This is a genomic window from Paenibacillus sp. Z6-24 (genome assembly GCF_054161335.1).
In genome coordinates, this window is record NZ_CP096398.1 from 1,664,325 (window position 1) to 1,688,569 (window position 24,245).

Sequence of the window (24,245 nt, forward strand, 5' to 3'; positions counted from 1 at the left end):
GTATACAAGCAGAGAATAGAGATATCGTTACACAAGCAGGATGTAAAAGTAACTGGAAAAAGGGAGTGGAACAATGAACCAGGCTCTACATAGCGCTGCCCGGCGGCTGATCATTGCACTGGATTATCCGAACGCAGCAGAAGCGGGTCAGCTGATTACGCAGCTTGAAGGCATCCCCTGTTATATGAAAGTAGGCATGCAGCTGTTCTACACGGCAGGTCCGGACTTTATCCGTGAGCTGAAATCGAGAGGCTATTCGGTCTTTCTTGATCTGAAAATGCACGATATTCCCAACACGGTCAAAGGCGGTGCACACAGCATCACCCGTCTGGGTGTCGACATGTTCAATGTGCACGCTGCCGGTGGACGCCAGATGATGGCAGCGGCTGCAGCCGGTATGGAGCAGGCACTGCAGGAAGATTCCAGCCTGCAGCGTCCGCTGTTGATCGCCGTAACACAGCTGACCAGCACGTCGCAGGAAACGATGAATCAGGATATCGGCATTCCCGGCAAAGTGGAAGACACCGTCGTACGTTATGCCCAGATGGCCCGGGAAAGCGGACTGGATGGAGTAGTATCCTCACCGCTGGAAGGTCCTGCGATCAAGCAGATGTGCGGCCGTTCCTTTGTCACGGTCACACCGGGAGTGCGTCCGGCAGGCAGCGCTGCAGGCGATCAGAGCCGGATTATGACACCGGGACAGGCGATGGCAGCAGGCAATGACTATCTCGTCGTAGGCCGCCCGATTACCGGTGCCAACGACCCGAGACAATCTGCAGAACAAATCATAGAGGAGATGAGTGTCCATGTTAACGATTGAAGAGATTCCAGCTCATATTGCCGCAGCCCTGCTGCAGATTGAAGCGGTAGCGCTTCGTCCGCAAGAACCTTTTACCTGGACGTCCGGCATCAAGTCGCCAATCTACTGCGATAATCGGCTAACCATGTCCTATCCATACATCCGCGATCAGATCGCAGATGCATTTGCCATGATTATTCGTGAGCAGTACCCGGATACGGAAGTAATCGCCGGCACAGCGACAGCCGGGATTCCGCATGCTGCCTGGGTGGCCCAGAAGCTGGATTTGCCGATGGCTTATATTCGCGACAAAGCCAAAGGACATGGCAAGCAGAACCAGATTGAAGGACTGATCAAGGAAGGCCAGAAAGTGATTGTAATCGAAGATCTGATCTCCACCGGAGGCAGCTCGATCAAAGCGGCCGAAGCGGTACGTGAAGCAGGTGGCGATCCGCTGGCTGTACTGGCGATTTTCAGCTATCAGCTGGACAAAGCGGTTCAGGCTTTTGCCGCTTCCAATCTGCCGCTGCAGACGCTGTCCAACTATACGGCACTGATCGATAAAGCTGTGGAAATGGGTAAAATACAGCCGGATGATCTCGCTCTGCTGCATTCCTGGAGAGAAGACCCGGCCGCATTTGGCAAGTAAATAAACCGGAGCAAGTTGGAATTGTCTACTTACGCCTGGTGAACGCTTGCTGAGAGCTTCACCAGGTCTTATACATATCTGTCAGCGGTTGTGAAAAAATATTGACAGCGATAAATGAGATGCGGTATATTAATTAAGTCGCTGTTTACTTGATGCACCAGAAGAGAACGCTCTTTTTGGTCACAAGGGCCTATAGCTCAGTTGGTTAGAGCTACCGGCTCATAACCGGTTGGTCGGGGGTTCGAGTCCCTCTGGGCCCATACTAAAAAAGGACTGTCCATCGTCAATTGCTGACATGATGGACGGTCCTTTTTGTTATGAATCAAAGGGGTAACCGGTTAGCGCCTGCCGCGTCTCTTGAAAAGTATAACCAGCAGTACAATAACAACAATAATCAGCAGAAATTTCATATGGGGCCACCTCCTTGAATCAGCGGCCTTTTTTCCAGAACCTGTCTCCGGAAAATAAACAGGATACAGGGTACCTCATCGATAAGCTGCTGTTATTATAATGGGAGTTCAGATGATCAAGTGAGAGACGACCCTGCCTGAATCCTAGATGCGGGAAGGCTTGTCTTTATCTGTCTTATCATCTTTATCTGTAAAGTCTTCACGTACTTTATTTACCGCTTCGCCGACTGCCTCTTCCAGCAGGTCCTGAGCGGAACGATCATTATTCGGATCGGGATCGGGAACAGGATCCACACCTGCGCCGCGTTCTTTATGGGAATCTTTATATTCATCTGGATTGTTCATTGTCATTCATCCTTTCTGTATCGTCTATTTGGTAGTGAACGGAATTAAAAAGGAAACTGTACAATTCTAATGAGCGAATAAGAATAAAGAAAGCTATGTTATCGAAATAAACCATTGGAGGATGCGCTGAATCATTTTGTTAGCAAAAGAACTGTTCATTTGGCAGCAGTAAAATGGTATCCGAAAGACGCAAAATGGAGAAGAAAAAGGTTCTAAAAATTTATGCTTTACAGAATATCAAAATTATTATATTATATGTTGGTGACTGAAACGCGCAGGTTCATATCATGAGATGATATACTACATAGCAATTAATGATAAGTATTCATACACCTGAGTAACACAGCTCACTTGATCTTAACTTGCCGGGGTGGCGGAATTGGCAGACGCACAGGACTTAAAATCCTGCGGTAGGTGACTACCGTACGGGTTCGACCCCCGTCCTCGGCATACTGAAAAAGCTTTCTTTCCTTACAGGAGAGAAAGCTTTTTTTATTATACAGAAGCCAAAGAACAAAAAGCCGTAAATTGAATCTTAAATAATATTTCATTAAATGAAAAATTCATAATAGCAAAAACAAAAAAAGGCCGCGTCCCAATGAAGGGACAGCGGACTTATTTATGAACAAATACCGTATCTTTACGTGAATAGAAGGTCACATTCCCATCTTCATTTTTGAGCATTATGTAATCTTCGGTAATCCGCTCGATCACTCCATGTTCTACACTAAAACCGGGCTGCCAGGCGTAAACCTTGGCTTGAAACAGCGCAGCGGCGAAGAAATGGACATTGGTTGTCAATTTGCGTTCCGTGCTTTCGTTCATTGGCGTTATGCACCTCCGTACACAGATGAATGGAATAATGGTAACAGGACAGGAGGCATGATGCCGATCCCGGACCGATAGGCGAAGCGAAATAGCCTGCTTGTGATCCTGCTTTCTAATATAGTAACAAACTGTCTCGCCGATCACAATGGAGCAGTAGGATGGATAGGCAACAACAGGAGAAGCTTTCCTCTTTTTTAGCGCAGATCGGAGGGAGTGCGTCCGCGCAGCTGGCGGAATACCCGGTTAAATGTACGCACATTGCCAAATCCCGATTCCAGCGCAATATCGATCAGCTTGCGATCCGACTGCAGGATCAGCTGCTCGGCATGACGAATGCGCAGCTCATTAATATATGTATTATACCCTACCCCAGTGACCGTTTTGAAAAAGCGGGAAAAGTGAAAAACGCTCATCCCTGCATAGTCGGCACCATCCTGCAGTGTACATGGCTCTGTGCAGTGCTGTTCCAGATGCTCCAGCAGCTCCTGCATGACCTTCAGATGAGCCAGCGTACGGGAATGGTGTCTTCGAACCGACGAATGGTCGGCAGCCAGATAACGCAGCGCCAGGCCGCTCAGCTGATGCAGCAGGCCGGTAATGATTATTTCATACTGGGATTCATGATGCTGCACTTCCGCCGCCAGCGAGCGAATCACCGGCTCGGCCTGCTGCAGGAACAGCCGGTCTTGCTCTCCATCGGGCCCGTTCGGAGACACAAAGCTGGACCGAAGGGGATGTTCCTGCGGCCATCCGGCAGGGATGCCAATCAGCCGTGGGTTGAAGATAATCAGCAGAATGCTCGATTCCAGACCCGTACTGTCGTAATAGTGAATATCTCCGCTGCCGCACAGGGCCATCTCTCCCTGATGCAGTACTCTCGTCTCCGAATTAATCCCCATGCGTACCGATCCTTCATACACGTACATAAATTCAAGATCATGATGCCAGTGCGCCAGAAAGTTAATATTCCGGATCTGTATAGCCTGAAAAGGAAACCCTGTCTCATAATAATACAAACGGTTCTCGTGAAAAGCACGCATCCTCTCACCCCGCATAGCTTGATATGTAATATTCTTGCTGAAAAGTCCTGTGTTCGGTCACCATTTGGCATAACTGTCGAATAATAAAGACTCCGGCTGGATTATATGAATAGTAGCAAAAATTGTCTACTATTACAATTAAAATGACGCGCAACGATCAATCATTTTCCCTACAATACATAGTATGTAAGCGTTACAAAAATAAGATCTGCACCAGATCGAATATACAGGAGAATGAGCAGATATGACCAAACAGGCATTAATCGTCAGAGGCGGCTGGGAAGGACACCAGCCGGTAGAAGTATCCGAGTTATTCGCCGAATGGCTTAGAGCGGAAGGTTTTGAGGTGGAGATATCCGATACACTGGATGCATTTCTGGATGAGAAGAAGCTGAAGCAGCTGAATCTGATCGTCCCGGTCTGGACAATGGCGGAGATTACGGACGAGCAGCTGCAGCCGGTGCTGCGTGCTGTCGCTTCCGGTGTAGGATTGGCCGGCTGTCACGGCGGCATGTGCGATTCGTTCCGCAACAGCGTCGATTGGCAATTTATGACCGGATCGCAGTGGGTCGCCCATCCATTCAATGATGGTGTCGAGTATGAAGTGCACATGGTCAAGTCGGCGGACAGTCCGCTGATTGAGGGCATTGCCAACTTTACCGTCAAGTCGGAACAGTATTATCTGCATGTCGATCCGGCTGTACATGTACTCGCTACGACAACCTTTGTGATCAGCGACAGCCCTCATTCGGCCAATGGCGAAGTTCGTATGCCGGTCGTCTATACGAAGCGCTGGGGCGATGGCAAAGTTTATTATAATTCGCTTGGTCACCAGGCCAATATTTTCGATATTCCGGAAGCCAAAGAACTGATGCGCCGCGGACTGCTGTGGGCAGCACGTTAATTAGACGAGGGAGAGGAGATTATTCATTATGGATAAAGTCAAAATCGGTCTGATCGGCTGCGGAACCATCAGCGATATTTATTTGCAGAATCTGACGCATACGTTTGTCAATACGGAAGTGTATGCCTGTGCCGATCTCAATCCGGACAAAGCCAGCCAGGCAGCGGAAAAGTACGGTATACCGCACATATGGACAGCAGATGAGATGATAGCAAGCGAAGAGATCCAGATCGTAGTGAATCTGACGACACCGCAGGATCATTTCGAGATTTGCCGTCAGGCGCTGGAGGGCGGCAAGCATGTGTATGTGGAGAAGCCATTGTCCCTGTTACCCGAGCAGGGCAGTGAACTGGTGAGACTGGCGGAGGAGAAAGGACTGCTGCTTGGCGGAGCACCGGATACGTTCCTCGGTGCCGGACTGCAGACCTGCCGCAAGCTGATCGATGACGGCTTTATCGGAGAGCCGCTGTCGGCGACTGCCTTTATGGTCAATCATGGGCATGAGAGCTGGCATCCGGCACCGGAATTTTACTACAAAAAGGGCGGCGGTCCCATGTACGATATGGGCCCTTATTATCTGACTGCCCTGATTTCGCTGCTGGGGCCGGCGGAACTGGTAAGCGGTATGACCCGCACTTCATTTTCCCAGCGTACGATTACGAGTGAACCGAAGTTTGGCCAGGTGATTGATGTGGAGGTGCCGACGCATATTGCAGGTACGATCCAGTTCCGCAGCGGTGCGATTGCAAGCGTGATCACCAGTTTTGATGTATGGAGCAGCACCCTGCCGTATATTGAAATCTATGGTACGCTGGGAACGCTGCTTGTCCCGGACCCGAATACCTTTGGCGGTCCGATCCGTCTGCGACCTGCCCAGGGCAGTGAATTTATGGAGATTCCGGCGGTTCATCAATACGAAGAGAACAGCCGCGGGATCGGTATCTCGGATATGGCGGATTGTATTCTCCATGGAGGCACTCCACGTGCGAATGGGCAGATGACCAATCATGTGCTGGAGATTATGCATGCGTTTCACAGCAGTGCAGAGTCACGCCGCTATGTCGAACTGACGACTGCCTGTGAACAGCCGCAGCCGCTTTCCTATGGGCTGGTAAATGGATATCTGCGCTGAAGCTAAACAGAGCGTCTGACTGAAGCAAACGACAGCAGCGTATAGAGAATGATGTGGATACAACAGCGGTATCGGACGTACGCTAATTTTTTCATCAAAAATGAACTTTTCTGCTGACCATCCGAGAAATATTCGCTTTTCATATTATCAATCAATATGAATCCATTTGTTCATATAGTAATGATTGCCGAAAGCGGCAGCCGGTATGATGGCTGCTGTTTTTTGATGTATATTTTTTTCCATATTAATAGGATTCGTTATTATAGAAACCTCTGCTGCAGCAATCTTATCAGCGAAGTTATAATTTTTGTTTATATCTGTTATTTATTAAGTGTTATTGATTAAGCCGCCGGGTCATCTAAAAAAAGGTGAAACCAAAATCGAATTGCATTATGATGAATTTGGGGTAATAACTGAGACAGGTATCAGCGAGCAGCTGGATACAGGAATAATCCATTGACAGGATGGCCGATACAGAAAGGATGTTGATTATGTTTGGTAATGATTGGGATGATATTCTAAAGGAGGAAATGAAGCAGCCTTATTTCCAGGAACTGATGAGCTGGCTGGATACGGAGTATGAAGAGCATACCATCTACCCGCCCAGGGACTTGCTGTTCCAAGCGCTGCGTCTGACTCCATATGCGGAGGTCAAAGCGGTCATTTTGGGCCAGGACCCGTATCATGGTGCCGGTCAGGCTGAAGGACTCAGTTTCTCTGTGCAGCCGGGAGTTAAAATTCCGCCTTCACTGCGTAATATTTACATAGAGTTAAATGAAGATATCGGAGTGCCGATTCCAAATCACGGTTCGCTCGTGAGCTGGGGCAAGCATGGCGTACTGCTGCTCAATACGGCACTTACCGTAAGGGCCGGACAGCCGGCTTCCCACCGGGGCAAGGGCTGGGAGCGATTTACCGACACGATTATCCGACTGCTGAATGAGCGCAAGGAACCAATGGTGTTCCTGCTATGGGGCAATCATGCAGCAGAGAAGCAGACACTGATCAATACGGAGCATCATCTGGTGATCCGTTCGGCACACCCGAGTCCATTTGCCGCACGTAAGGGATTTTTCGGCAGTCGCCCGTTTTCACAAACCAATCAATTCCTGGAAAAGCATCAGATCGAGCCAATCGACTGGACAATTCCGCAGTTATCCTGAGGGGGTGGCAGATGGAGGTGGAGATGATGAAGCACTGGGAAGGCAAAAGAGTCGTAATTACCCGGGATGATGAGTATCATTCCAGACTGTACGGTACTATACAGCACTGGGATATTGAGAAGAATCGGCTCATCCTGCAGCCGGGTTCGATTCATATTCTGCTGAATGATATCCTTCATATCAAGGAGCTCAAGATGCTGCCTCAGGATCTTAATTCGGCAGCCTGGGAGCTGAATTCGGTCGGTTATCTGATGAAGCAGCCGGTTCAGTTTGATAATGCCATTTTGTTCGGCTCCAAAGTCATGATCTGGAAAGACGATCAGCTGATCGAGCCATTTGCGCGGCTGGTCCGTCATAACCGGGAGCGGGTGATTCTCGATGATCACCGCACCTTTACCAAAGCGGATCATCAGTTTGTTGTACGCTCACGCAGGGGATGCTGAGCTGTATAACTGTGCAATAAAACATAACCGTTCACAGACTATCGTCTTTTATACAGGACGATAGTCTTATTTTGGAAATTAAATGGCTTTTTTACATACAAAGCTTCATTCTGTGTACTGTTCCTCCGATATTAATAGAGGATTGGATACAGACGATACTATATTAAGGGGAGAAATGAATGACACGTACTGCTAAATTGGGGAAATGGATGCTTGCGCTAGTATTGGTCAGCACAATGCTCTTTCCAAGCGGAGTATTCGCGGCGGATACTACTGCGGTATCACTGAAGTTCGATGATAACAATACGCTGACCTTGTCACTTGAGGATGATGGACAGGAACTGAATGTGTACACCGTTGACGGTTCAGGCGATACGACAGACGTATCCGACAAAGCGACATGGTCTACCAGCAGTGCAGCTGTAGCTACCGTGAAATCCGGCCAAGTCACACCGGTAAGCGTCGGTACAACGACGATTACTGCCAAGTATGGCGACCTTGCTGCAACCAAGAAAGTGACAGTAACATCACCTTATAACGCGCTCACACTGTCTCCGGCAGCTGGAACCAACGTAACGATTGGAGAACCTGTTGAATTCACAGCAACAGCTACCAAGCAAGACGGAAGTACAGTAGACGTAACCGATAGTGTTACATGGTCTACATATGACATTAAAGTAGCCAAAGTAGTCGAAGGCAAAGTAACCGGTCTATCCCAGGGAACAACATCTCTTACGGCAAAGTATGCAGGTCTCGTAGCAGCAACTGATCTGTATGTACGCTCTTCCTTCCAGGGATTGATGTTGACTCCGGAAGAAGATCAGATCATGTTCATCGGCCAGCAGCCGAAGCAGATCGTAGCTGAAGTAGGCGATGCCAGTCGTGTACCCACCAATGTCACTTCCAAAGTAACATGGACATCGTCCAACCCGCTGAACGCTACGATCGAGAATGGCGTACTGACACCATGGGTAGAAGGTACTTCCACGATCAAGGCTCAATATGAAGACTTTACCAAGACATTCAAAATAACGGTCTACAAAACAATGACCAAAGTACAGGCAAATGTGGATTCCATCGACCTTGTAACCGGCGGATCGGCAGCACTGCCAAAAGTAACCGGTACAGCAGTGGACGGTACTACCAAGGACCTGTCCAAACTGGTGGACTGGACGATTGATAGCTCCATCGCATCCGTAACCACTACCAAACTGGAAGCCGAAGGCGAAGGCGACACCAATCTGGTCGGCAAAATCGGCGATATGACGGTAACCGTTCCGGTAAGCGTCAAAGCCAAAGCGCTGACACTGACACCGAGCGTATCCAGTCTGAGCATCGTGGTTGGATCTACAGCCAACCTGCCCAAAGTAGAGGCTGTCACTGCAGATGGTAATACCATTGATGTAACCGATGAAGTGGAGTGGACACTGAGCTCCGATAAAGCCCTCCTCCAGGAAGGCAAAATCAAGGCACTGGTCAAAGGCAGCACGTCTCTCAAAGGAACCTACCTGAACAAAAACGTGCGTGTAGGCATCAAAATGGAAAGCAAAATCAATTCCATCACGGCGACACCGGCGATCATTGACCTGAACGTGAACAAAAGCAAATCCATTATGGTTAAAGGTGTTTATGCCGATGGTAAAAAAGCAACACTTTCTTCCAAAATGAACTGGGTATCTTCCAATCCGGCAGTAGCTACTGTCAAAGGTGCCAGCGTTAAAGCGGTTGGTGTAGGTTCTGCTACACTAACGGGTTCATACCAGGGTCTGACAGCAACTGTCAAAGTCAATGTAACCTCCAAGCTCAAAAAGCTGACCGTATCCGAGAAATCACTGAAAATGACTACCGGTGATGCCAAGACTGTTATCCTGACAGCCGAGTACGATACCGGTGAAATCGTCGATGTAACCAAGGGTGCGATCTGGACGACCAGCAAAGTAACTGTAGCTACCGTAAAAGAAGGTAACATTACAGCATTAGCCAAAGGATCGTCTTCGATCAAAGCTGACTTTGGCGGCAAACGCGTCTCTGTTAGCGTTTCTGTCAAAGATGTAGCAGCTGCGAAGTAAGCACATTGATTGGATGGTACATGCCAAACAGCATAAACCGCCTGTAGATCATGAACAGACGATAGGAACCTCTGCCGCAAAGCAGAGGTTCTTTTTTATATGAAAACAGGCCAATAGACAAAGTTTTCTTGCCAAAAAGCAATAGAGAATATAGAATAGGAACATATGTTCTTTAAAGGTATCACACTTTTACAGCAGAGGAGGAGAACTATGCTGGATGATTTTGAAAGGAAGCTGCTGCGCGTATTATTTAATTTCTTTGCCCGCCACCGCCGAATGCCGAGCTGGCGTGAACTGTCAGCGATGACATATCGCTCGGCGGATGAACTGGTACATACCCTGACCGCGCTGGAGAACCGGCAGTACATATATTGGGATAACAAAAACGACCCATCGACCATTATCATGATCCAAAGCTGGGAGCGCCGGGAGAAGCGTCCGCGGACTACCTCACAGGCGACAGATTCTTCCTACTGGACGCAGTATTGATCTGCTATGGATTAGATACCAGATAGTATTTATCCGTATATGCCTGCTGTGAGGTGTCTGGCTTTCTGGAATCAGCAAGTTAGATATTGACAGCCCTTATCCGATTTGGTATATTACTTCTTGTGATTGTAATACGACCTGTTAGCTCAGCGGGAGAGCACTATCTTGACAGGGTAGGGGTCAGTGGTTCGATCCCACTACAGGTCATACCGAAAAGTCCTTGTGTAGCAAGGGCTTTTTTTATTTGTCTTTTTATTTATTGCATTCTTATATCCATTTTTCAGATAAAAGTCTTTACGTTTGACTCGCTGAGTATGGTTATCGGCGGTCGGATTAATTTCTTCAATATTCAGCACCAGTCGGTGTTCGGGATAATTGGTTTCAATCATGGATACCTTCTTTTTTCGCTCTCCACAATAAAACAATCATTGGAATTCCCTCTACTTTTGGAAACGCTTTATGATAATTTTTTTACAAGCGCTATGGGTATCTTTGTGATTATTCATATTTTGAAGGAACTAAAAATGCCGCTAAAAGATATCCGGGATTATCTGGATCATCGAACGACAGCTCATATGATTGATATTGCGGAAAAGAAAATCCCCCATATTGAGCAGGAACTCACCAAATTGAAACAGATTCAGCATGTGCTTCAAAAAACGAGCTCTTATGCTGTGGAAGGACAGGAAGCTAAACAGGGAGAAATTTGACTCGAAGACCAGGCGGAGGAAAAGCTGATTTGCAGTGAAATCATTTCAGAAGGAAATCAGCGTGACCATGATCTGAAATGGACGAATACTTTTCGGGAGTTTGATCATTTACCCAGTCGATTGTTTCCTCATTTGTAGGTACAATGATAGCGATCTGGAATCTGCTATCCGAAGAAAATGCAGCAGCTTATTTTTTTGTGAAAACAGACAGTGACCCTACGGAATTTAATACATTTATAAAGCAAAAAGGCAAATATGCGGTAGGCTACCATTATGGTGAATACGAGACACTCAATCAGACATATGCCTTTTCATAATAGAAAACAAAGGAGGGAGAGCTGCATGGCTGAACAAGCATACGCGTATATTGACAGGACTGCTGGACAGGTGTTCCATGTACTGACCGACTATACACTGGCTCAGCGGGAAGCGAGAGGCCGGGTGATTGAATACCGAGGTGAGCATGAAGGCGGCTACCCGGTTTCCGATCAACGGCAGCTCATTATCTATACCAAGCAGCAGATTGAGAAAGACAATTATCCGATTCCATCCTATATTCAGGCAGCGATTGATGCACTGAGTTGATGGAGAATAATTATTTTGCCAGCTCCCGGTAGCGGGGGCTTTTTGCTTTGTGTATAATGGAATTTTGGAACACAGGTAATTGCACACAATGTAAAGTAAAGGAGCCAACATCATATGGGTCAGCGTTACCGAATTACCCGGGAAATGCAGCAGGAGGGCAGCGCTCGGCAGCCGATTACTTTGGAAGAATGCAAAGCTTATTTTGAACTGCAGCCTGATATTGTATATACCCCGGTCTTCATAGTCAAAGGAGAGGCCACCATGTCGATCGAAGGCGACTTTTTCCTCTGGGAGACAGAAGGAGCTACAATCCCTTTCCGCCACTTTGACGGAGACTTGTACGTATCCGGTATGAATGAAGCCGTTATTCCTAAAATGATCGAAATCGCCAGCGCGCTGCGGGCGGATATTGCGGAGGATTGATAGGGTACAGGCTCGTTTTTTTAGCAGACTCTGTTCTGGAAAAAGGAAAGGCGAGATTGGAGTTCGTTATCATTTATGCAGAAAAGCTCTTGTCCAGCAAGGGCTTTTTTTGCATATTCGCCTATACAGAAACTACAAACTCGCAAAAAAATAAATGAAAATGTACAAATAACTGTTTTAAATTTATAGCTGGAGGGTGATATTAGATAGACAGCGAAATTATATTTTGGAGGCATGAGAAACGTGGAAAACAGAAACGAACAGTATGCATTTGACATAGAGAACGAAATGGATTCCTTTATGATGCAGGTAAGCCAAATCGTTAAAAACCGTGATAACTCGGATCTGGCAGTACGGGGCAAAGTGACTCAACTCCTCAGCCAGTACATGGAAACCAACTAAACCAACAATCTAATATAGCATTGATCCGGAGGAAGTTTCCTCTGAAATGAATGATCTATGCAACGGACGGCGTGCAGGCTCGGGTATCTATGGATATCCGGTCTGCACGTTTTTAATTTATACCGTACAGATACTAGGTGTGAAATTGGAACCGGGAGGATGTATACTTAAACTCTGCTGCTTTTTTTGTTATGATACATAGATTATGAAAAAGCTGATTTCGAACATCCGGTGAAAGCTGAATGTATAACTGTAGACCGGACTTTATATATAGATAACTGCTTAGCCCTACGCAGTATTGCAGTTCGTGCAGGGAAGGAGAACAACCGCCATGAAGAGAATATCGCCTGCTGCTTCGAAGTCCAAATACTGGACGATACAGTCGCTGTCTGCCTGGGAGCAAGCCCAACAGTACGGCTTTTTGGAAGGGCATAGTGATCATATTGCCTATCCGGAGCCGTACCACTGGATGATGGCCCAGATGACGGAGCGTCTGCCGCTTTATGACGGCAGTTACCCGGTGTGGGTATGGAAAGAAAAGCCGGATCTTTTGCAGTTGAATCATTTTACCGGCCGGGAGCAGTGTGTCTGTCTTACCCTGTCCCTGAATCCACTAAATGTACTGCTGTCGGATTTTCAGGAGTGGCATTCGGTGTTAAATAATACGTTCAATGCAGTGGATCGGGCGGAGTGGGATGCGTTCCAGTCAGGTCGCTCGCTGCTGACCAAGGAACAGAGCTGGCTGCGCATATTCGATCTTAACCGCCCCCTGGATACCGACTGGTCCGGCGCACAGGAAAGACGTCTGCAGGGCGTCACCGGCCGGGTGCGATTGCAGCAGGTGCTCAAGGCAGAGTATCTGACTGAACCGAGCCAGGCTAAAAGATATTATTACTGCTGATGGAGCGTATAACCGGTTTACATAATAAAGACATCTAAGCGGCATGTCTATAAAGATACACCTCTGTCTGACAAGGTAATATTATCAATGCAGGCTCCATCCTGCTATCAAGAAAAGCATCTGCTGCGTGCGGGTGCTTTTTGCTGTAAAAAGATGCATCCGTAAATTCTTATAATGCCAAAGTATATTCATATTTTTTACTATTCAATATACAGTACAGGGGTATAGTATATAGAAAAGGTATATGTTTTAATTTCAATCAACAGCATATCAAAATCAAAGGAGTGTTTCATTATGAAAAAAGGTCTAATCTCCGCTGGAGTCGTTACGCTGCTCCTAATCAGCGGCTGCAGCAGCAATGCCAATACAGAGAAAGCGGATGATTCCGGCAGCAGTACAACGACCCAGTCACAGACCGAAGGAATGAATGACAGTTCTATGCCCATGCAGCATGAGGGTGACAGCGGGACTATGCATCATTCCGGCTCGTCCGAAGTGCCAGCTGGTCTGCAAACGGCGCAAAGTCCTGAATTTCCGGTAGGCAGCAAGGTCGTGATGAGTGCAGATCATATGGAAGGCATGAAAGGTGCCGAAGCTACCGTTACAGCTGCCTATGATACGACCGTCTATAGCGTCTCCTATACACCAGCGACAGGCGGCGACCCGGTCAAGGATCACAAATGGGTCATTCATGAAGAACTTCAGAATGCCGGAGAACCGCCGCTCAAGCCAGGAACAGAGGTCGTACTGAATGCGGATCATATGCAGGGTATGAAAGGCGCGCAGGCAACTATTGATTCGGCTGAGCAGACAACAGTCTATATGGTCGATTACATGCCTACAACAGGCGGCGAAATGGTCAAAAACCACAAATGGGTCACCGAAGATGAACTGACTGCAATGTAAAAGTCAGCAGCCAGGCAGTAGATATGCAGTTCACTGATTCAACTGCACACACAACGGCTATACAATATATACAGCATATCGATACCGTCAAATCGCCGGCCAGCTATGTTCATTCGGAGCATGGTGTATTAATATAAATATAGATGATCCACGAAGCAAGCCTTTTGCGAGAGGCTTGCTTTATTTGGGCCGTATGTTCAGAATAAGCAGGGGCTCAGCGGTAGATCAGACGGCATCACAGCGTTCACCCATTACATTTATACAGGAGGTCCCATGGCTCAGTTTACATATACAGGGTTGCTTAATCGGACGATGGAAATCTATGAACAGCACGGGAGTGCAGAGGCATATCATTTTATAACCGAACATCAGGAAGACGGAGCCGGCAATCCGGCCCAAATATACAATCTGCGTTACAGTCTGGCCGCTTCTGCAGGAATGCATGAAGAAGCACTACGATTGCTGCAGGAAGCGATAGTGGAACATGAATACTGGTATGCGGCGGAATATTTGCTGGAAGAGGAGTCGCTGGAGTCGCTGCAGGATGATACAGAGTTCCAACGTCTGATTGGAATCTGCCGGGCACGTGAAGCACAGGCTCTGACCGAAAGCAGTGCCAAGCTGAATATTGTACTGCCTGATCAGGAAAAACCGGCATCTGATTTCCATACCATCTTTGTACTGCATGGCGAACAGGAAAATATGGACATCGTTCAGCCGTATTGGAGTTCACTGCTTGAACGGAATTACAAGCTGGCGCTGCTGCAGTCTTCGCAGGTGCAGTTCTCGGGTGCTTATGACTGGGTCGATATCGATGCAGGGATGGACGAACTCAAGCAGTCCATGGAAGAACTGGCCCGGATCGATAATCCGCAGCTGGAGATTCGGGATTGCCTGCTGCCGGAGAACGCACTACCTTCCGGCAAAAGACCTGTTCTGGCGGGATTCTCTGCCGGAGCTAGGGTAGCAATGAATACAGCCGCCGAATATTCCACCGGTGTAAGAGGTTTGATTCTCGTCGCTCCCTGGATGCCGGACCGGGAAGAGTGGGAGCTGGGACTGAATGCCTGGAAAGAGCACGGGGTCAAGCTGTATATTATTTGCGGCGAACGGGATGAAGAATGTTTGCCGGGTGCGCAGGAACTGGTGGAAGCACTGGATTTCAAAGGTATTCCTTATGTATTCAAAAACGTGACCGGGCTGGGACATGATTATCCGGCTCATTTTAATCAGATGCTTCAGGAAGCTGCAGCCTTTATTGAAGGCTGAGGCGAGAAGGTACATCATATTTTCAAACGGAATCGAAAAAGCTATAATCAGATATAGATGACAAGACATATTATGAATGCGATGAATGCACAGAGGGAAGAGTGAACGGAGTGAAGATAGGGATTTTTGATTCCGGTATTGGCGGCTTGACAGTCATGCATGAAGCGATGAAGCTGATGCCGGACGAAGATTATGTGTTTTATGCAGATACCCGGCACCTGCCTTATGGCGAGAAGCCCAAGGATGAAGTTCGGCAGTATGTGCTGGAAGCTGCGGATTACCTGGCTGCCCAGGATATCAAGGCACTCGTTATCGCCTGCAATACAGCGACCAGTATCGCAGTGACCGATCTGCGGCAAAAGTATGATTTCCCGGTGATCGGTATTGAGCCGGCGGTCAAGCCTGCTGTACAGAACAGTATCGTCAAGCACAAAAAGGTTCTGGTGCTGGCGACCCGGCTTACTTTGAATGAAGAGAAGTTTCATAACTTGGTCAAAAGCATAGATACCGGCGATATTGTGGAAAGTGTACCGATGCCCGGTCTGATCGAACTGGCGGAACAGCGGAAGTTTGCGGATGAAGATGTACTGCCTTATTTAAATCAGGCGCTGGGTCATCTGGATTTACGCCAATATGGTACAGTAGTGCTGGGATGTACACATTTCCCGTATTTCCGCAGCAATCTGCGCCGCTTCTTCCTGGAGGAAGTTGATATTATTGATGGAAGCAATGGAACAGCACGGCATTTGCAGCATGTTCTGCAGGAGCGCGGACAGCTTGGTGAAGGCACCGGTCAGATGAATTTTGTCAAATCCGGTGAAAAGGCGGAAAGTCCGGAAGAAATGATGGATTATAAGCATCTGCTGGGATTGTTGTCCTGAGTAGGATGCAGAATCGGGTAGAGTTAGAGCAGTGAACTGTTGATACAGAATGACTCAGCCCGTTGGACAAGTTCCGATACGTCTCTGGTATCGGGATATGACGAGCGTACAGATGAACGATATATGTTGTTATTACCACAATGGCGGTTTCCTTTTTAGAAGGGGATCCGCCATTTTATTTATTTCAGTTGGATTTTGGTTACTTCTATACAGCGCAGTGACAGGAGATTGAATGCTGGGTGAGGGAATTTGAAACATCTGGAATCAAATGAAGTAATTCAACTCAAATGTGGTGAATCGAATTGAAGTGCAAGGAACTGACGTACACTAAAGTGGCATCTTACGACACGTGAGATGCCACTTTGTTGCGTTTGGTGTGTGGAGTATAGGAGGCAGGTTGGCGGTAGACTTTGGACGAAGTGGCAGAACGTCTGTGTTGGACTGGAGCAGTAGAGAGTGACGCAGCGGAGCCAGTGGACTTGGACGATGAGGCGGCAGTCGATAAGACTGAACCGGAAGGTATGGATACTGCTGACGACGATTCAGAAGGCCTGGATGTGGATGAAGTTGTGCTGGTCGAAGCAGCGGCCAGCTGTTTGACAGAAATGGTAGGTCGAATTGCCTTGGAAGGCTGCCAGGCCAGTATATTTTCCTCACGGAATGTACGCGGTTCCCCGGAGCGGAGACAGTCCGCATACACCAGACCGTTGCGTATTCGCTTGATCTCGATTCGCCGCTGAGTTAGCTTGCCGGTCTGGTCCATATATACAATTTCAAGCAGTTCTCCAATATGTTTGGCTAGCATAATCATCCCTCTAATCAGAACATTTGTTCTCTTATTTATTCTTATTATATACGAACAAACGTTCTTTTTCAATCCATTATTATAGAGAATATATTACGGTAGACCGCTTTGTTAAAAGGTAGTCAGCAAGCTCATTACCGGGTACAATGATGAGGATAGTCAGAACAAGAGGATCGGCCGTTTAGTGGTTTGACCGGATGGAGGAGAAGATCGAGATGACAAGAGAAGTGATAGAGGTTCATACACAGCAGCAGCTGGAGGCATGTTTTGCGATCCGGCGCAAAGTATTTATTGAAGAGCAGAAGGTACCGGAGCATATCGAGATGGATGATTATGACCGGCTCGATAGCAGCGCCCGCCATATCCTGCTGCTGGAAGATGGACAGCCTGTGGCCACAGGACGCATTACGACCTATACGGACGGGTCCGCTAAAATGCAGCGTATTGCCGTACTGGCGGATTATCGCAAAGGCGGATATGGTTCCTCTCTAATGGCAGGAATGGAAGATTGCGCGCGGCGCAGCGGTTATACCGGAGCTGTACTGGATGCCCAGTGCCATGCAGAGGGATTCTATGCACGTCTCGGTTACCGCAATATCTCTGCAGAGCCATTTGATGATGCCGGCATTCCGCATGTGCGTATGGTCAAAGATTTGTAAATAAAACAGCCGGGGCGTATACTTCACGTTCTGCTGTACGGAAAAAGCTGCTTTTCAGGTCAGCGATACAGGACCTGGAAAGCAGCTTTTTGGTGTGGTTACTTGGTTGCGATTAACTATACAAAAGAACTGTACAAAAGCTGCTGTGGCCAATACAATACGCATGACATCGGAATACAAGTACAGCAGCCGGCCAAGACACTCGGAAATAAACGCCGCTGTAGCAGCCCATGAACAGGCAGGTGATTCGGCGGTTTGCCCTCTATTCCGGCAGTCGGTAGATACGATGCTGCTCGATAAATTCCATGCCGCCCGTTTGCCCGACAAAATTGTCCTTGTCATCATTATAATGCATCAGCTTCACCCGGGAACGCACCGCTTCTGGCAGTGTCATCAGTTCATCCAGTGTGGCATGCACAATACCGGGCGGATGCAGCTGGCAGTCATGCAGAATCTGCTTAACGCCGCGGTCGTGAACGAGCTGTTCCAGCAGATCGGATTGGAATTTCATATCGGCACTGTAGAAAATCTCGTTGTTAATTAGTATGGAATAGCTGTTTTTGCCATCGATATGCGGCGTCTGAATGAGTTCAATTGTCAGCCCGTCAGCGAGCTGCACCGATTGATTGGCTACCAGCGGCTGTACATCGAATACATCCTCGATCTGCTCAATGCCTTCCTGACTCATGCCGCCATAGAGCGTATGCTCCCACAGCGGCCGGATCAGCGTGCTGGCGATATAGAGTACCGGCTTGCGGTTATGTACAAATTTGCCGCGGAAGCCGAGCTCCTCCAGTCCGCCGACATGATCCCCATGTATATGCGTAATCAGAATTGCGTCGATATCATTCAGCTCTTTGCCCAGTTCATGCAGAGCCATGGGAGCGGTAATTCCGCAGTCGATCATCAGTGTATAATCCCCGGCAGAGACCAGTGCATTATTATTGTAATATTTTTTGGCAAAGGCATTGCCAGTACCCAGCATCTGTAGTTCAATTGACATATATATCCTCCTGTTCCCGGTTGAAATGATAATTTCAAGCTTAGCGGACGTGCAGTTTCAGCTGGCCGCTATGGCAAGGCTCTGTTATCACTTTACCATGAGCGGTAAGTAGAATGGAAACGTGTGTTTTTGTGCTGAAATTTACCATAAATTCGGTTCTGCAGCGGCTGAAAAGGTTACAATTTTTTTACCGCAACTGAAAAGAACTTATGGAGTATACATGTATGAAAGATTAGAATGTTACTGAGTGATTAGGATACATTTTGAAGGAGGGGCAACGTATGATGTGGAAAAGAGTAGCTGCCTGCACACTGGCTTTCTTTTTGATGGGAAGCTCGGTTCTGTTTGCAGATTCCGCTTATCAGCAGGTGCGGGTCTGGATTAACGGAAATGAAGTGGATGGCGGTTCTTATGTGATTAACGGCAAGACCTATGTGCCTCTGCGTGAAATGGACGGACTGGTCGATTACAACAATGATGCCAAGACCGTCAAACTGTATAAACCGAATGTACATATCTTTTTGTTCAAAGGGGATACTGCCTTCGGCAATGTCAGCAAGGGCAAACTCAAATTCAATGTATTTACCCAGGTAGACAATCTGGAGACTGATATTGCTGCAGTCAAGGTAGCAATCACCGATCCTTCCGGCAGCCAAAAGGATATTCAGAGTCAGAACATTACCCAGCAAAAGGATAATTTCTGGTTCCGCACGTATGACTTCACCTACAACTTTGCGGCAGCCGGAGAATACAGGGTCGGCTTCTATATGAAGAAGTCCAAATCGAGCGATTATGTGCTCGTCTCCGAGAAGGTCATTACGGCGTTAAATCAGTAAGCAAAATGCCTGTACCTGCGTGTTCATGGTTCAATTGACCTGTAGGATGTAAAGTGGTACGATACACAAGTGTTATTTTTAGTATGGAGCTACTGTCCGGATTTGGCAGGTCCATCAAACGTAAAGATATCATCCAAATTGATACGAAAGTGGGTTATCCTATGAGCGATAAACATGTACACGACGAGAACTGCAACCACGATCATGACCATGAGCACGATCACGAACATGATGAGTTTGTACTCAGTCTGACCGACGAAGAAGGCAACGATGTAGAAATGGTACTCGTTGAGACTTTTGATGTAGGCGAGAAACTGTATGCGCTGCTGCTGGAGCGCGGCAACCCGGAAGCAGACGGTTATATTATGCGTCTGGAAGAAGAAGAAGACGGCATGGTACTGGAGAATATCGAAGACGAAGCGGAATGGAAAGCAGTAGAGCAGGCGTATGCCGAGCTCGTTGCCGAATCCGAAGAGTAATCTTCCCATAGCAGATAGTTGATACTGTCTGCACGACGATATTCAGTACAGAGGAGTTCGGTTCCGCTCGGGAGCCGGGCTCCTTTTGTTTTGTCCATAATTGTGTATACCGGAACCCGAATATTGATTGGCAAAAAGGCGATCTGCTCAGCAGACCGCCTTTTTAACCTGTTTAGGGAAAATGTTTTCCTGTTTTATGGAAAAGCTTTTATAGAAGACTGTTTATGGCAATTTGTCTATCTGGTTAAGCCTAGAAAATGGCGTCGGTCTCCACAATAACTTTTACGTTGCGAACACTGCGGTCTTCCGGACCTTTGACAGGCAGCCCGACTTTGACATGGTCGGTAATATAGTCGATATTCTCCTGTGAGATGACTTCACCCGGCAGCAGGATCGGAATACCCGGTGGATAGACGTAAATGAATTCCGCAATAATCCGGCCTGCCGATTCTTCGAAAGCAATCGTCTCGGTATCCCCGTAAAATGCTTCACGCGGTGTTAGCGACAGCTGCGGAATCTCCGGGATTTTGACGACCAGTTCCTTGATCTCGCGACCACTGCCATAAAATGCGGCAGCCATATCGGTCAGGGCACGAATCAGAATGTCGACGCTGTCCTGCGTATCTCCCGGAGTCACCAGACAGAGAATATTGTACATATCACTCAGTTCAATTTCCAGATTGTAATGGTCGCGCAGCCAGTTCTCCGCATCGTAACCGGTAATACCCAGATGGCGGATATGAATCGTCAGCTTGGTTGGATCATAGTTGAATGTCGCTTCCCCGCCGAGCAGTTCTTCGCCAAAGCAGTACAATCCTTCGATATCGTTGATCTTGCGGCGTGTCTCCTGAGCCAATCCGATGACACGCTCGGCAATCTCATGTCCGTTTATGGCCAGATTCCGGCGGGATGTATCCAGCGAAGCCAGCAAAATATAAGATGTGGAAGTAGTGGTCAGCATACTGATGATGGTCTGCACCCGCTGTGGGTTCACATGACCATTCTTCACATTAACGTTCAGTACCGAGCTCTGGGTCATGGAGCCGCCGAGCTTGTGAACGCTGGTAGCTGCCATGTCCGCACCGGCTGCCATCGCAGATACCGGCAGTTTTTCGTGGAAATGGATCAGCACGCCATGCGCTTCATCGACGAGTACCGGAACGCCGCGGCTGTGAGCCAGATCGACGATTTCCTTGAGATCGGCACATACACCGAAGTAGGTAGGGTTAATCACGAGAACCCCTTTGGCATCCGGATGACGATCGAGCGCCCGGCGTACCGAAGAGGTCGTAATGCCATGGTCAATCCCCAGGTTCTCATCACGTACAGGGGAGACAAATACCGGCTTGGCTCCGGCAAAAATAATCGCCGACATGATCGACTTGTGCACATTGCGAGGGACAATCAATTTGTCGCCCGGTGAGCATACGGTCATGATCATCGTCATGATCGCGCCGCTCGTTCCCTGCACGGAGAAATAGGTATAGTCGGCGCCGAATGCGTCGGCTGCCAGTTTTTGGGCTTGCTCGATCACACCCATCGGCTGATGAAGGTCATCAAGGGGTGCAATGTTGATCAGATCTATAGAAAGGGCGTTATCGCCAATAAACTCTCGGAATTCCTGATCACTGCCGAGTCCTTTTTTATGTCCCGGAATGTGAAATTGCACGGGATTGCTGGCCGCATGCTGCTTAAGGGCAGTGAAAAGCGGAGTTTGCGTATGATCCATCGAAGCTGTCACAACCTTTCTAGAGGTGGAATATGGGTAAACATTTTAAAACCAAACAAAAATGAGTATAGCAAAATGAGGGGGGAATGCAATAGTTATCTTATGGGAAACTTGCAGTCCGCCGCCAGGTGCATGCTACAATACAGATGCCAATTGGGGAAACGGAAGGTCTGCTTTACCGGCATTCTCCTAACGGATACCATTCCACCATCTGCTGTCGGAACGTACAGGCAGCGGAGCAAGCAGTGCAGATTGCTTGCTGCTAACAACCTGAAGGGAGTATGTCATGTCCGCTACTATCCATCATTCCCGTCAACTTCAAGACCGCAAAAACAGGTACAAGTTTAACTTTGTGTGTCTGTGGCTGCTTATTTTCCTTGTCGAATTTGTGAAGGGCGGGCTGCTCGTTACTTTGCTGCCACTGTACATGGGACATCGTCTTGGGCTGCCTGCTTTTGCGATCGGCCTGGCTTTTGCACTTCAATATGTAGGAGACAATGCGCTTCGCAGTCCGGCCGGTTGGCTGGCCGAGCGTCTCGGTTTCCGCATGACGATGACGCTGGGCATGATCCTCGTACTGATATCCGTATTCATTATGGCGACTGTGCAGCAGACCGGCTGGCTGATTGCAGCCTGCGCCATTATGGGCATTGGCAGTGCTCCTCTCTGGCCATGTGTTATGTCGAAAATTACGGATCTTTCCAGCGGAAATGGCAATTATGGCACACCCATGAGTATTATCGAGATCGCCTCACTGGGGGGCGCGGGACTCGGCCCGGTCATCGTGAACTGGCTGAGCAGCCGGGACTCCTATCATTTTACATTCGATATGCTGCTGCTGTGTATGGGCGCAGTTATCATTGTAGCGCTCTGTCTGCCGGGCAGAGGACGGAAGCAGGAGCTATCAGGTGCTGCACATGCACCTGAACAGCATGGTATTGACGAAGGGCGTTCCGATGAGCTTCAGATGGTCAAAACGAATAACCGGGCAGCCGATGCAGGAATGAATCGCATCCGTTATTATGCCCGGCTGATCCGGTCGCTTCATATTCATCCGCTGCTGTATCCGGCTTTGTTTATGCAGTCTTTTGCGCTGGGCATACTGACACCGATCATTACGCTGTATGTGGTCAGGGAGCTGGGGCTTACCCCGGCCTATTTCAACGCACTGCTGATCGGAGGCGGTGTGGTTACCGTGCTGGGGCTGATTCCGGCAGGACGTTTGATTGACCGTCTGGGCAGCCGTCTATTTCTACGTACCGGTTTCCTGCTCGAAGCCACCGCACTAATTGGGCTGGCTTCGACCCATATGCTGTTCTGGATCTGGGTGTTTGTACTGTGTGCAGGATTTAGCTATGCGATGATTCTTCCCGCATGGAATGCTTTGCTGGCCAACCTGGTCCCAAGTGAAGAAAAAGCGGCGGTATGGGGATTGTTCCTGACACTGCAGGGTTCGGGTCTGGTGATTGGACCGCTCGTATCCGGCCGGTTATGGGATGCGGTTAGTCCACAGGCGCCCTTTTTCGTCAGTGCGGCAGCGATGCTGTCATTATTCATTATTCATTGGCTGATGACCCGGGATCGTCCCGATTTGAAATAACAATCGTTTTGATGAGTTTAAAGATCAATTGCTGCAGCACGCATCATGCATATATGCCGCACAAGTTATGAATATAAATGAAAAAGCAATCTTTCCAGCTATACCGGCTGCCGGAAAGATTGCTTTTTTTATTGAATGGACATCTCTATTCAGGCAAAAGCCATTTTATACAATGGCAGCAATTGCTCAAAGGTCTGTTCGACCGTTTTGACAAAAGCATCGCCGTCACTCAGCAGTGGATCATCCTTGTCAATACGCAGTCCGCAGATGACTTCGGATTTTTTGACATTTTGCAGTTTGCTGCCGATCTCCAGCAGCTGCTGATCTTCCAGCTCGGACTGGAGAGTTCCCTGGGGCGACATATGATCGGTCGACCAGTAGAAATGATTCGGCACGGTTTTTCGGATCTCCTGCAGGCGGGACGCTATGGCTTTGCCAAAGTCCACCTTGCGCGGGCTCTCATAAATGATAGCAAATACGACAAATACATGGCTGCCGAACATGCCAACTTCAAAGTGCGGCAGTGCCTTGTACCCGCGTTTGTTGGCTGCCCATGCTACCCAGGTATCCTTGGGAGGATTAACCGTACGGCGTGCATGCTTGGCTACATGCACAAACATTTCTTCACCGCTCAGAGCGGATAGATGCGGCTGGATCATCTCGCCCAGCATGGTGAGCTTGGGCCGTACGCGGTCGATCAGGGCTTCCATACGCGGTTCCAGCCCGTCAATCGAGAATACTTCAAAATCGCTTGTCTTAAATCCTGGAAAAACAGTTGCATTCATT

At 48.2% G+C, this 24,245-nt stretch carries 27 protein-coding genes and 3 tRNA genes; 23 read left to right on the plus strand and 7 right to left on the minus strand.

All coding sequences use genetic code 11. The annotated features are described in order from the left end of the window. Positions 1-73: 73 nt before the first annotated feature. From pyrF to M1D61_RS07255, 3 genes are all read left to right on the plus strand, one after another. Positions 74-820, plus strand: coding sequence for an orotidine-5'-phosphate decarboxylase (pyrF, locus tag M1D61_RS07245; protein ID WP_458121758.1), 747 nt, complete (start codon positions 74-76; stop codon positions 818-820). Beyond that, positions 807-1,448 (plus strand): orotate phosphoribosyltransferase, encoded by a 642-nt coding sequence (pyrE, locus tag M1D61_RS07250; RefSeq protein ID WP_458121759.1) that lies wholly within the window; start codon positions 807-809, stop codon positions 1,446-1,448. Before pyrF ends, pyrE begins: the two co-directional genes overlap by 14 nt. 186 nt (positions 1,449-1,634) lie before the next feature. Then, a tRNA-Ile gene (locus M1D61_RS07255) sits at positions 1,635-1,708 on the plus strand. Between the two features lie 294 nt (positions 1,709-2,002). Here M1D61_RS07255 and M1D61_RS07260 read toward each other — a convergent pair. Continuing rightward, positions 2,003-2,203, minus strand: a complete 201-nt coding sequence (locus M1D61_RS07260) for a hypothetical protein (RefSeq protein WP_458121760.1) — start codon at positions 2,201-2,203, stop codon at positions 2,003-2,005. 364 nt (positions 2,204-2,567) lie between these two features. Between M1D61_RS07260 and M1D61_RS07265 the strand changes: the two genes are divergently transcribed. Then, positions 2,568-2,653 (plus strand) — tRNA-Leu (locus M1D61_RS07265). Between the two features lie 165 nt (positions 2,654-2,818). On the opposite strand, the gene M1D61_RS07270 is transcribed toward M1D61_RS07265, so the two are convergent. Beyond that, positions 2,819-3,028: a hypothetical protein gene (locus M1D61_RS07270; protein ID WP_046214805.1), complete on the minus strand. Its 210-nt coding sequence runs from the start codon at positions 3,026-3,028 to the stop codon at positions 2,819-2,821. A gap of 197 nt (positions 3,029-3,225) precedes the next feature. Beyond that, complete coding sequence (locus tag M1D61_RS07275; RefSeq protein WP_458121761.1) at positions 3,226-4,071, minus strand: AraC family transcriptional regulator; 846 nt, start codon at positions 4,069-4,071, stop codon at positions 3,226-3,228. A gap of 244 nt (positions 4,072-4,315) precedes the next feature. Between M1D61_RS07275 and M1D61_RS07280 the strand changes: the two genes are divergently transcribed. The 15 genes from M1D61_RS07280 (at position 4,316) to murI (ending at position 16,348) form a co-directional block, all read left to right on the plus strand. After that, positions 4,316-4,975 carry a ThuA domain-containing protein gene (locus tag M1D61_RS07280; RefSeq protein WP_458121762.1) on the plus strand — a complete coding sequence of 220 codons (660 nt, stop codon included), beginning with the start codon at positions 4,316-4,318 and terminating at the stop codon, positions 4,973-4,975. 28 nt (positions 4,976-5,003) lie between these two features. Further along, positions 5,004-6,107 carry a Gfo/Idh/MocA family protein gene (locus M1D61_RS07285; RefSeq protein WP_458121763.1) on the plus strand — a complete coding sequence of 368 codons (1,104 nt, stop codon included), beginning with the start codon at positions 5,004-5,006 and terminating at the stop codon, positions 6,105-6,107. Between the two features lie 491 nt (positions 6,108-6,598). Then, positions 6,599-7,270: a uracil-DNA glycosylase gene (locus M1D61_RS07290; RefSeq protein WP_458121764.1), complete on the plus strand. Its 672-nt coding sequence runs from the start codon at positions 6,599-6,601 to the stop codon at positions 7,268-7,270. An 11-nt stretch (positions 7,271-7,281) separates the two neighbouring features. After that, positions 7,282-7,713: a hypothetical protein gene (locus tag M1D61_RS07295; RefSeq protein ID WP_458121765.1), complete on the plus strand. Its 432-nt coding sequence runs from the start codon at positions 7,282-7,284 to the stop codon at positions 7,711-7,713. A 179-nt stretch (positions 7,714-7,892) separates the two neighbouring features. Then, a complete protein-coding gene (locus M1D61_RS07300) occupies positions 7,893-9,782 on the plus strand; it encodes an Ig-like domain-containing protein (RefSeq protein ID WP_458121766.1) in 1,890 nt (629 codons plus the stop codon). Between the two features lie 210 nt (positions 9,783-9,992). Beyond that, positions 9,993-10,271 (plus strand): hypothetical protein, encoded by a 279-nt coding sequence (locus tag M1D61_RS07305; RefSeq protein WP_458121767.1) that lies wholly within the window; start codon positions 9,993-9,995, stop codon positions 10,269-10,271. 135 nt (positions 10,272-10,406) lie between these two features. Beyond that, positions 10,407-10,478 (plus strand) — tRNA-Val (locus M1D61_RS07310). A gap of 239 nt (positions 10,479-10,717) precedes the next feature. After that, positions 10,718-10,981, plus strand: a complete 264-nt coding sequence (locus tag M1D61_RS07315) for a MerR family DNA-binding protein (RefSeq protein ID WP_458121768.1) — start codon at positions 10,718-10,720, stop codon at positions 10,979-10,981. Between the two features lie 342 nt (positions 10,982-11,323). Beyond that, on the plus strand, positions 11,324-11,566 hold the full coding sequence (locus M1D61_RS07320; protein WP_458121769.1) for a hypothetical protein: 243 nt from the start codon (positions 11,324-11,326) through the stop codon (positions 11,564-11,566). A 114-nt stretch (positions 11,567-11,680) separates the two neighbouring features. After that, positions 11,681-11,989, plus strand: a complete 309-nt coding sequence (locus M1D61_RS07325; RefSeq protein ID WP_458121770.1) for a hypothetical protein — start codon at positions 11,681-11,683, stop codon at positions 11,987-11,989. A gap of 243 nt (positions 11,990-12,232) precedes the next feature. Continuing rightward, positions 12,233-12,391: a hypothetical protein gene (locus tag M1D61_RS07330; RefSeq protein WP_458121771.1), complete on the plus strand. Its 159-nt coding sequence runs from the start codon at positions 12,233-12,235 to the stop codon at positions 12,389-12,391. A gap of 331 nt (positions 12,392-12,722) precedes the next feature. Continuing rightward, complete coding sequence (locus M1D61_RS07335) at positions 12,723-13,292, plus strand: DUF3841 domain-containing protein (protein ID WP_458121772.1); 570 nt, start codon at positions 12,723-12,725, stop codon at positions 13,290-13,292. Positions 13,293-13,586: 294 nt separating this feature from the next. Continuing rightward, positions 13,587-14,198, plus strand: coding sequence for a YdhK family protein (locus M1D61_RS07340; RefSeq protein WP_458121773.1), 612 nt, complete (start codon positions 13,587-13,589; stop codon positions 14,196-14,198). Between the two features lie 273 nt (positions 14,199-14,471). Further along, positions 14,472-15,467 (plus strand): alpha/beta hydrolase, encoded by a 996-nt coding sequence (locus M1D61_RS07345; protein ID WP_458121774.1) that lies wholly within the window; start codon positions 14,472-14,474, stop codon positions 15,465-15,467. Positions 15,468-15,577: 110 nt separating this feature from the next. Further along, complete coding sequence (gene murI, locus M1D61_RS07350) at positions 15,578-16,348, plus strand: glutamate racemase (protein ID WP_458121775.1); 771 nt, start codon at positions 15,578-15,580, stop codon at positions 16,346-16,348. A gap of 340 nt (positions 16,349-16,688) precedes the next feature. Here murI and M1D61_RS07355 read toward each other — a convergent pair whose 3' ends face one another. Beyond that, complete coding sequence (locus tag M1D61_RS07355; RefSeq protein ID WP_458121776.1) at positions 16,689-17,153, minus strand: hypothetical protein; 465 nt, start codon at positions 17,151-17,153, stop codon at positions 16,689-16,691. A gap of 215 nt (positions 17,154-17,368) precedes the next feature. Here M1D61_RS07355 and M1D61_RS07360 point away from each other — a divergent pair, with 215 nt between their 5' ends. Beyond that, a complete protein-coding gene (locus tag M1D61_RS07360) occupies positions 17,369-17,812 on the plus strand; it encodes a GNAT family N-acetyltransferase (RefSeq protein ID WP_458121777.1) in 444 nt (147 codons plus the stop codon). A gap of 262 nt (positions 17,813-18,074) precedes the next feature. Here the strand turns inward: M1D61_RS07360 and M1D61_RS07365 are convergent, their stop codons facing one another. Next, entirely contained in the window at positions 18,075-18,815 is a 741-nt protein-coding gene (locus M1D61_RS07365) for an MBL fold metallo-hydrolase (protein ID WP_458121778.1), read from the minus strand. 281 nt (positions 18,816-19,096) lie between these two features. On the opposite strand from M1D61_RS07365, the gene M1D61_RS07370 reads away from it, so the two are divergent. Beyond that, positions 19,097-19,651, plus strand: a complete 555-nt coding sequence (locus M1D61_RS07370) for a copper amine oxidase (protein WP_458121779.1) — start codon at positions 19,097-19,099, stop codon at positions 19,649-19,651. Positions 19,652-19,812: 161 nt separating this feature from the next. Next, entirely contained in the window at positions 19,813-20,130 is a 318-nt protein-coding gene (locus tag M1D61_RS07375; protein ID WP_046215159.1) for a DUF1292 domain-containing protein, read from the plus strand. Between the two features lie 250 nt (positions 20,131-20,380). Here M1D61_RS07375 and M1D61_RS07380 read toward each other — a convergent pair whose 3' ends face one another. Beyond that, the gene (locus tag M1D61_RS07380) at positions 20,381-21,859 is read right to left on the minus strand and encodes an aminotransferase class I/II-fold pyridoxal phosphate-dependent enzyme (RefSeq protein ID WP_458121780.1); all 1,479 of its coding nucleotides are present in this window, start codon (positions 21,857-21,859) and stop codon (positions 20,381-20,383) included. A gap of 286 nt (positions 21,860-22,145) precedes the next feature. Here M1D61_RS07380 and M1D61_RS07385 point away from each other — a divergent pair, with 286 nt between their 5' ends. Continuing rightward, positions 22,146-23,459 (plus strand): MFS transporter, encoded by a 1,314-nt coding sequence (locus M1D61_RS07385; RefSeq protein ID WP_458121781.1) that lies wholly within the window; start codon positions 22,146-22,148, stop codon positions 23,457-23,459. Positions 23,460-23,608: 149 nt separating this feature from the next. On the opposite strand, the gene M1D61_RS07390 is transcribed toward M1D61_RS07385, so the two are convergent. Further along, a complete protein-coding gene (locus tag M1D61_RS07390; protein ID WP_458121782.1) occupies positions 23,609-24,244 on the minus strand; it encodes a YktB family protein in 636 nt (211 codons plus the stop codon). Between the last annotated feature and the right edge of the window lies 1 nt (position 24,245).

Bases quoted from the DNA above. Each gene is read 5' to 3' on its own strand.
- pyrF (WP_458121758.1), top strand. From the start codon at position 74: ATGAACCAGGCTCTACATAGCGCTGCCCGGCGGCTGATCATTGCACTG.
- pyrE (WP_458121759.1), top strand. From the start codon at position 807: ATGTTAACGATTGAAGAGATTCCAGCTCATATTGCCGCAGCCCTGCTG.
- M1D61_RS07260 (WP_458121760.1), bottom strand. From the start codon at position 2,203: ATGAACAATCCAGATGAATATAAAGATTCCCATAAAGAACGCGGCGCA.
- M1D61_RS07270 (WP_046214805.1), bottom strand. From the start codon at position 3,028: ATGAACGAAAGCACGGAACGCAAATTGACAACCAATGTCCATTTCTTC.
- M1D61_RS07275 (WP_458121761.1), bottom strand. From the start codon at position 4,071: ATGCGTGCTTTTCACGAGAACCGTTTGTATTATTATGAGACAGGGTTT.
- M1D61_RS07280 (WP_458121762.1), top strand. From the start codon at position 4,316: ATGACCAAACAGGCATTAATCGTCAGAGGCGGCTGGGAAGGACACCAG.
- M1D61_RS07285 (WP_458121763.1), top strand. From the start codon at position 5,004: ATGGATAAAGTCAAAATCGGTCTGATCGGCTGCGGAACCATCAGCGAT.
- M1D61_RS07290 (WP_458121764.1), top strand. From the start codon at position 6,599: ATGTTTGGTAATGATTGGGATGATATTCTAAAGGAGGAAATGAAGCAG.
- M1D61_RS07295 (WP_458121765.1), top strand. From the start codon at position 7,282: ATGGAGGTGGAGATGATGAAGCACTGGGAAGGCAAAAGAGTCGTAATT.
- M1D61_RS07300 (WP_458121766.1), top strand. From the start codon at position 7,893: ATGACACGTACTGCTAAATTGGGGAAATGGATGCTTGCGCTAGTATTG.
- M1D61_RS07305 (WP_458121767.1), top strand. From the start codon at position 9,993: ATGCTGGATGATTTTGAAAGGAAGCTGCTGCGCGTATTATTTAATTTC.
- M1D61_RS07320 (WP_458121769.1), top strand. From the start codon at position 11,324: ATGGCTGAACAAGCATACGCGTATATTGACAGGACTGCTGGACAGGTG.
- M1D61_RS07325 (WP_458121770.1), top strand. From the start codon at position 11,681: ATGGGTCAGCGTTACCGAATTACCCGGGAAATGCAGCAGGAGGGCAGC.
- M1D61_RS07335 (WP_458121772.1), top strand. From the start codon at position 12,723: ATGAAGAGAATATCGCCTGCTGCTTCGAAGTCCAAATACTGGACGATA.
- M1D61_RS07340 (WP_458121773.1), top strand. From the start codon at position 13,587: ATGAAAAAAGGTCTAATCTCCGCTGGAGTCGTTACGCTGCTCCTAATC.
- M1D61_RS07345 (WP_458121774.1), top strand. From the start codon at position 14,472: ATGGCTCAGTTTACATATACAGGGTTGCTTAATCGGACGATGGAAATC.
- M1D61_RS07355 (WP_458121776.1), bottom strand. From the start codon at position 17,153: ATGCTAGCCAAACATATTGGAGAACTGCTTGAAATTGTATATATGGAC.
- M1D61_RS07360 (WP_458121777.1), top strand. From the start codon at position 17,369: ATGACAAGAGAAGTGATAGAGGTTCATACACAGCAGCAGCTGGAGGCA.
- M1D61_RS07365 (WP_458121778.1), bottom strand. From the start codon at position 18,815: ATGTCAATTGAACTACAGATGCTGGGTACTGGCAATGCCTTTGCCAAA.
- M1D61_RS07370 (WP_458121779.1), top strand. From the start codon at position 19,097: ATGATGTGGAAAAGAGTAGCTGCCTGCACACTGGCTTTCTTTTTGATG.
- M1D61_RS07375 (WP_046215159.1), top strand. From the start codon at position 19,813: ATGAGCGATAAACATGTACACGACGAGAACTGCAACCACGATCATGAC.
- M1D61_RS07380 (WP_458121780.1), bottom strand. From the start codon at position 21,859: ATGGATCATACGCAAACTCCGCTTTTCACTGCCCTTAAGCAGCATGCG.
- M1D61_RS07385 (WP_458121781.1), top strand. From the start codon at position 22,146: ATGTCCGCTACTATCCATCATTCCCGTCAACTTCAAGACCGCAAAAAC.
- M1D61_RS07390 (WP_458121782.1), bottom strand. From the start codon at position 24,244: ATGAATGCAACTGTTTTTCCAGGATTTAAGACAAGCGATTTTGAAGTA.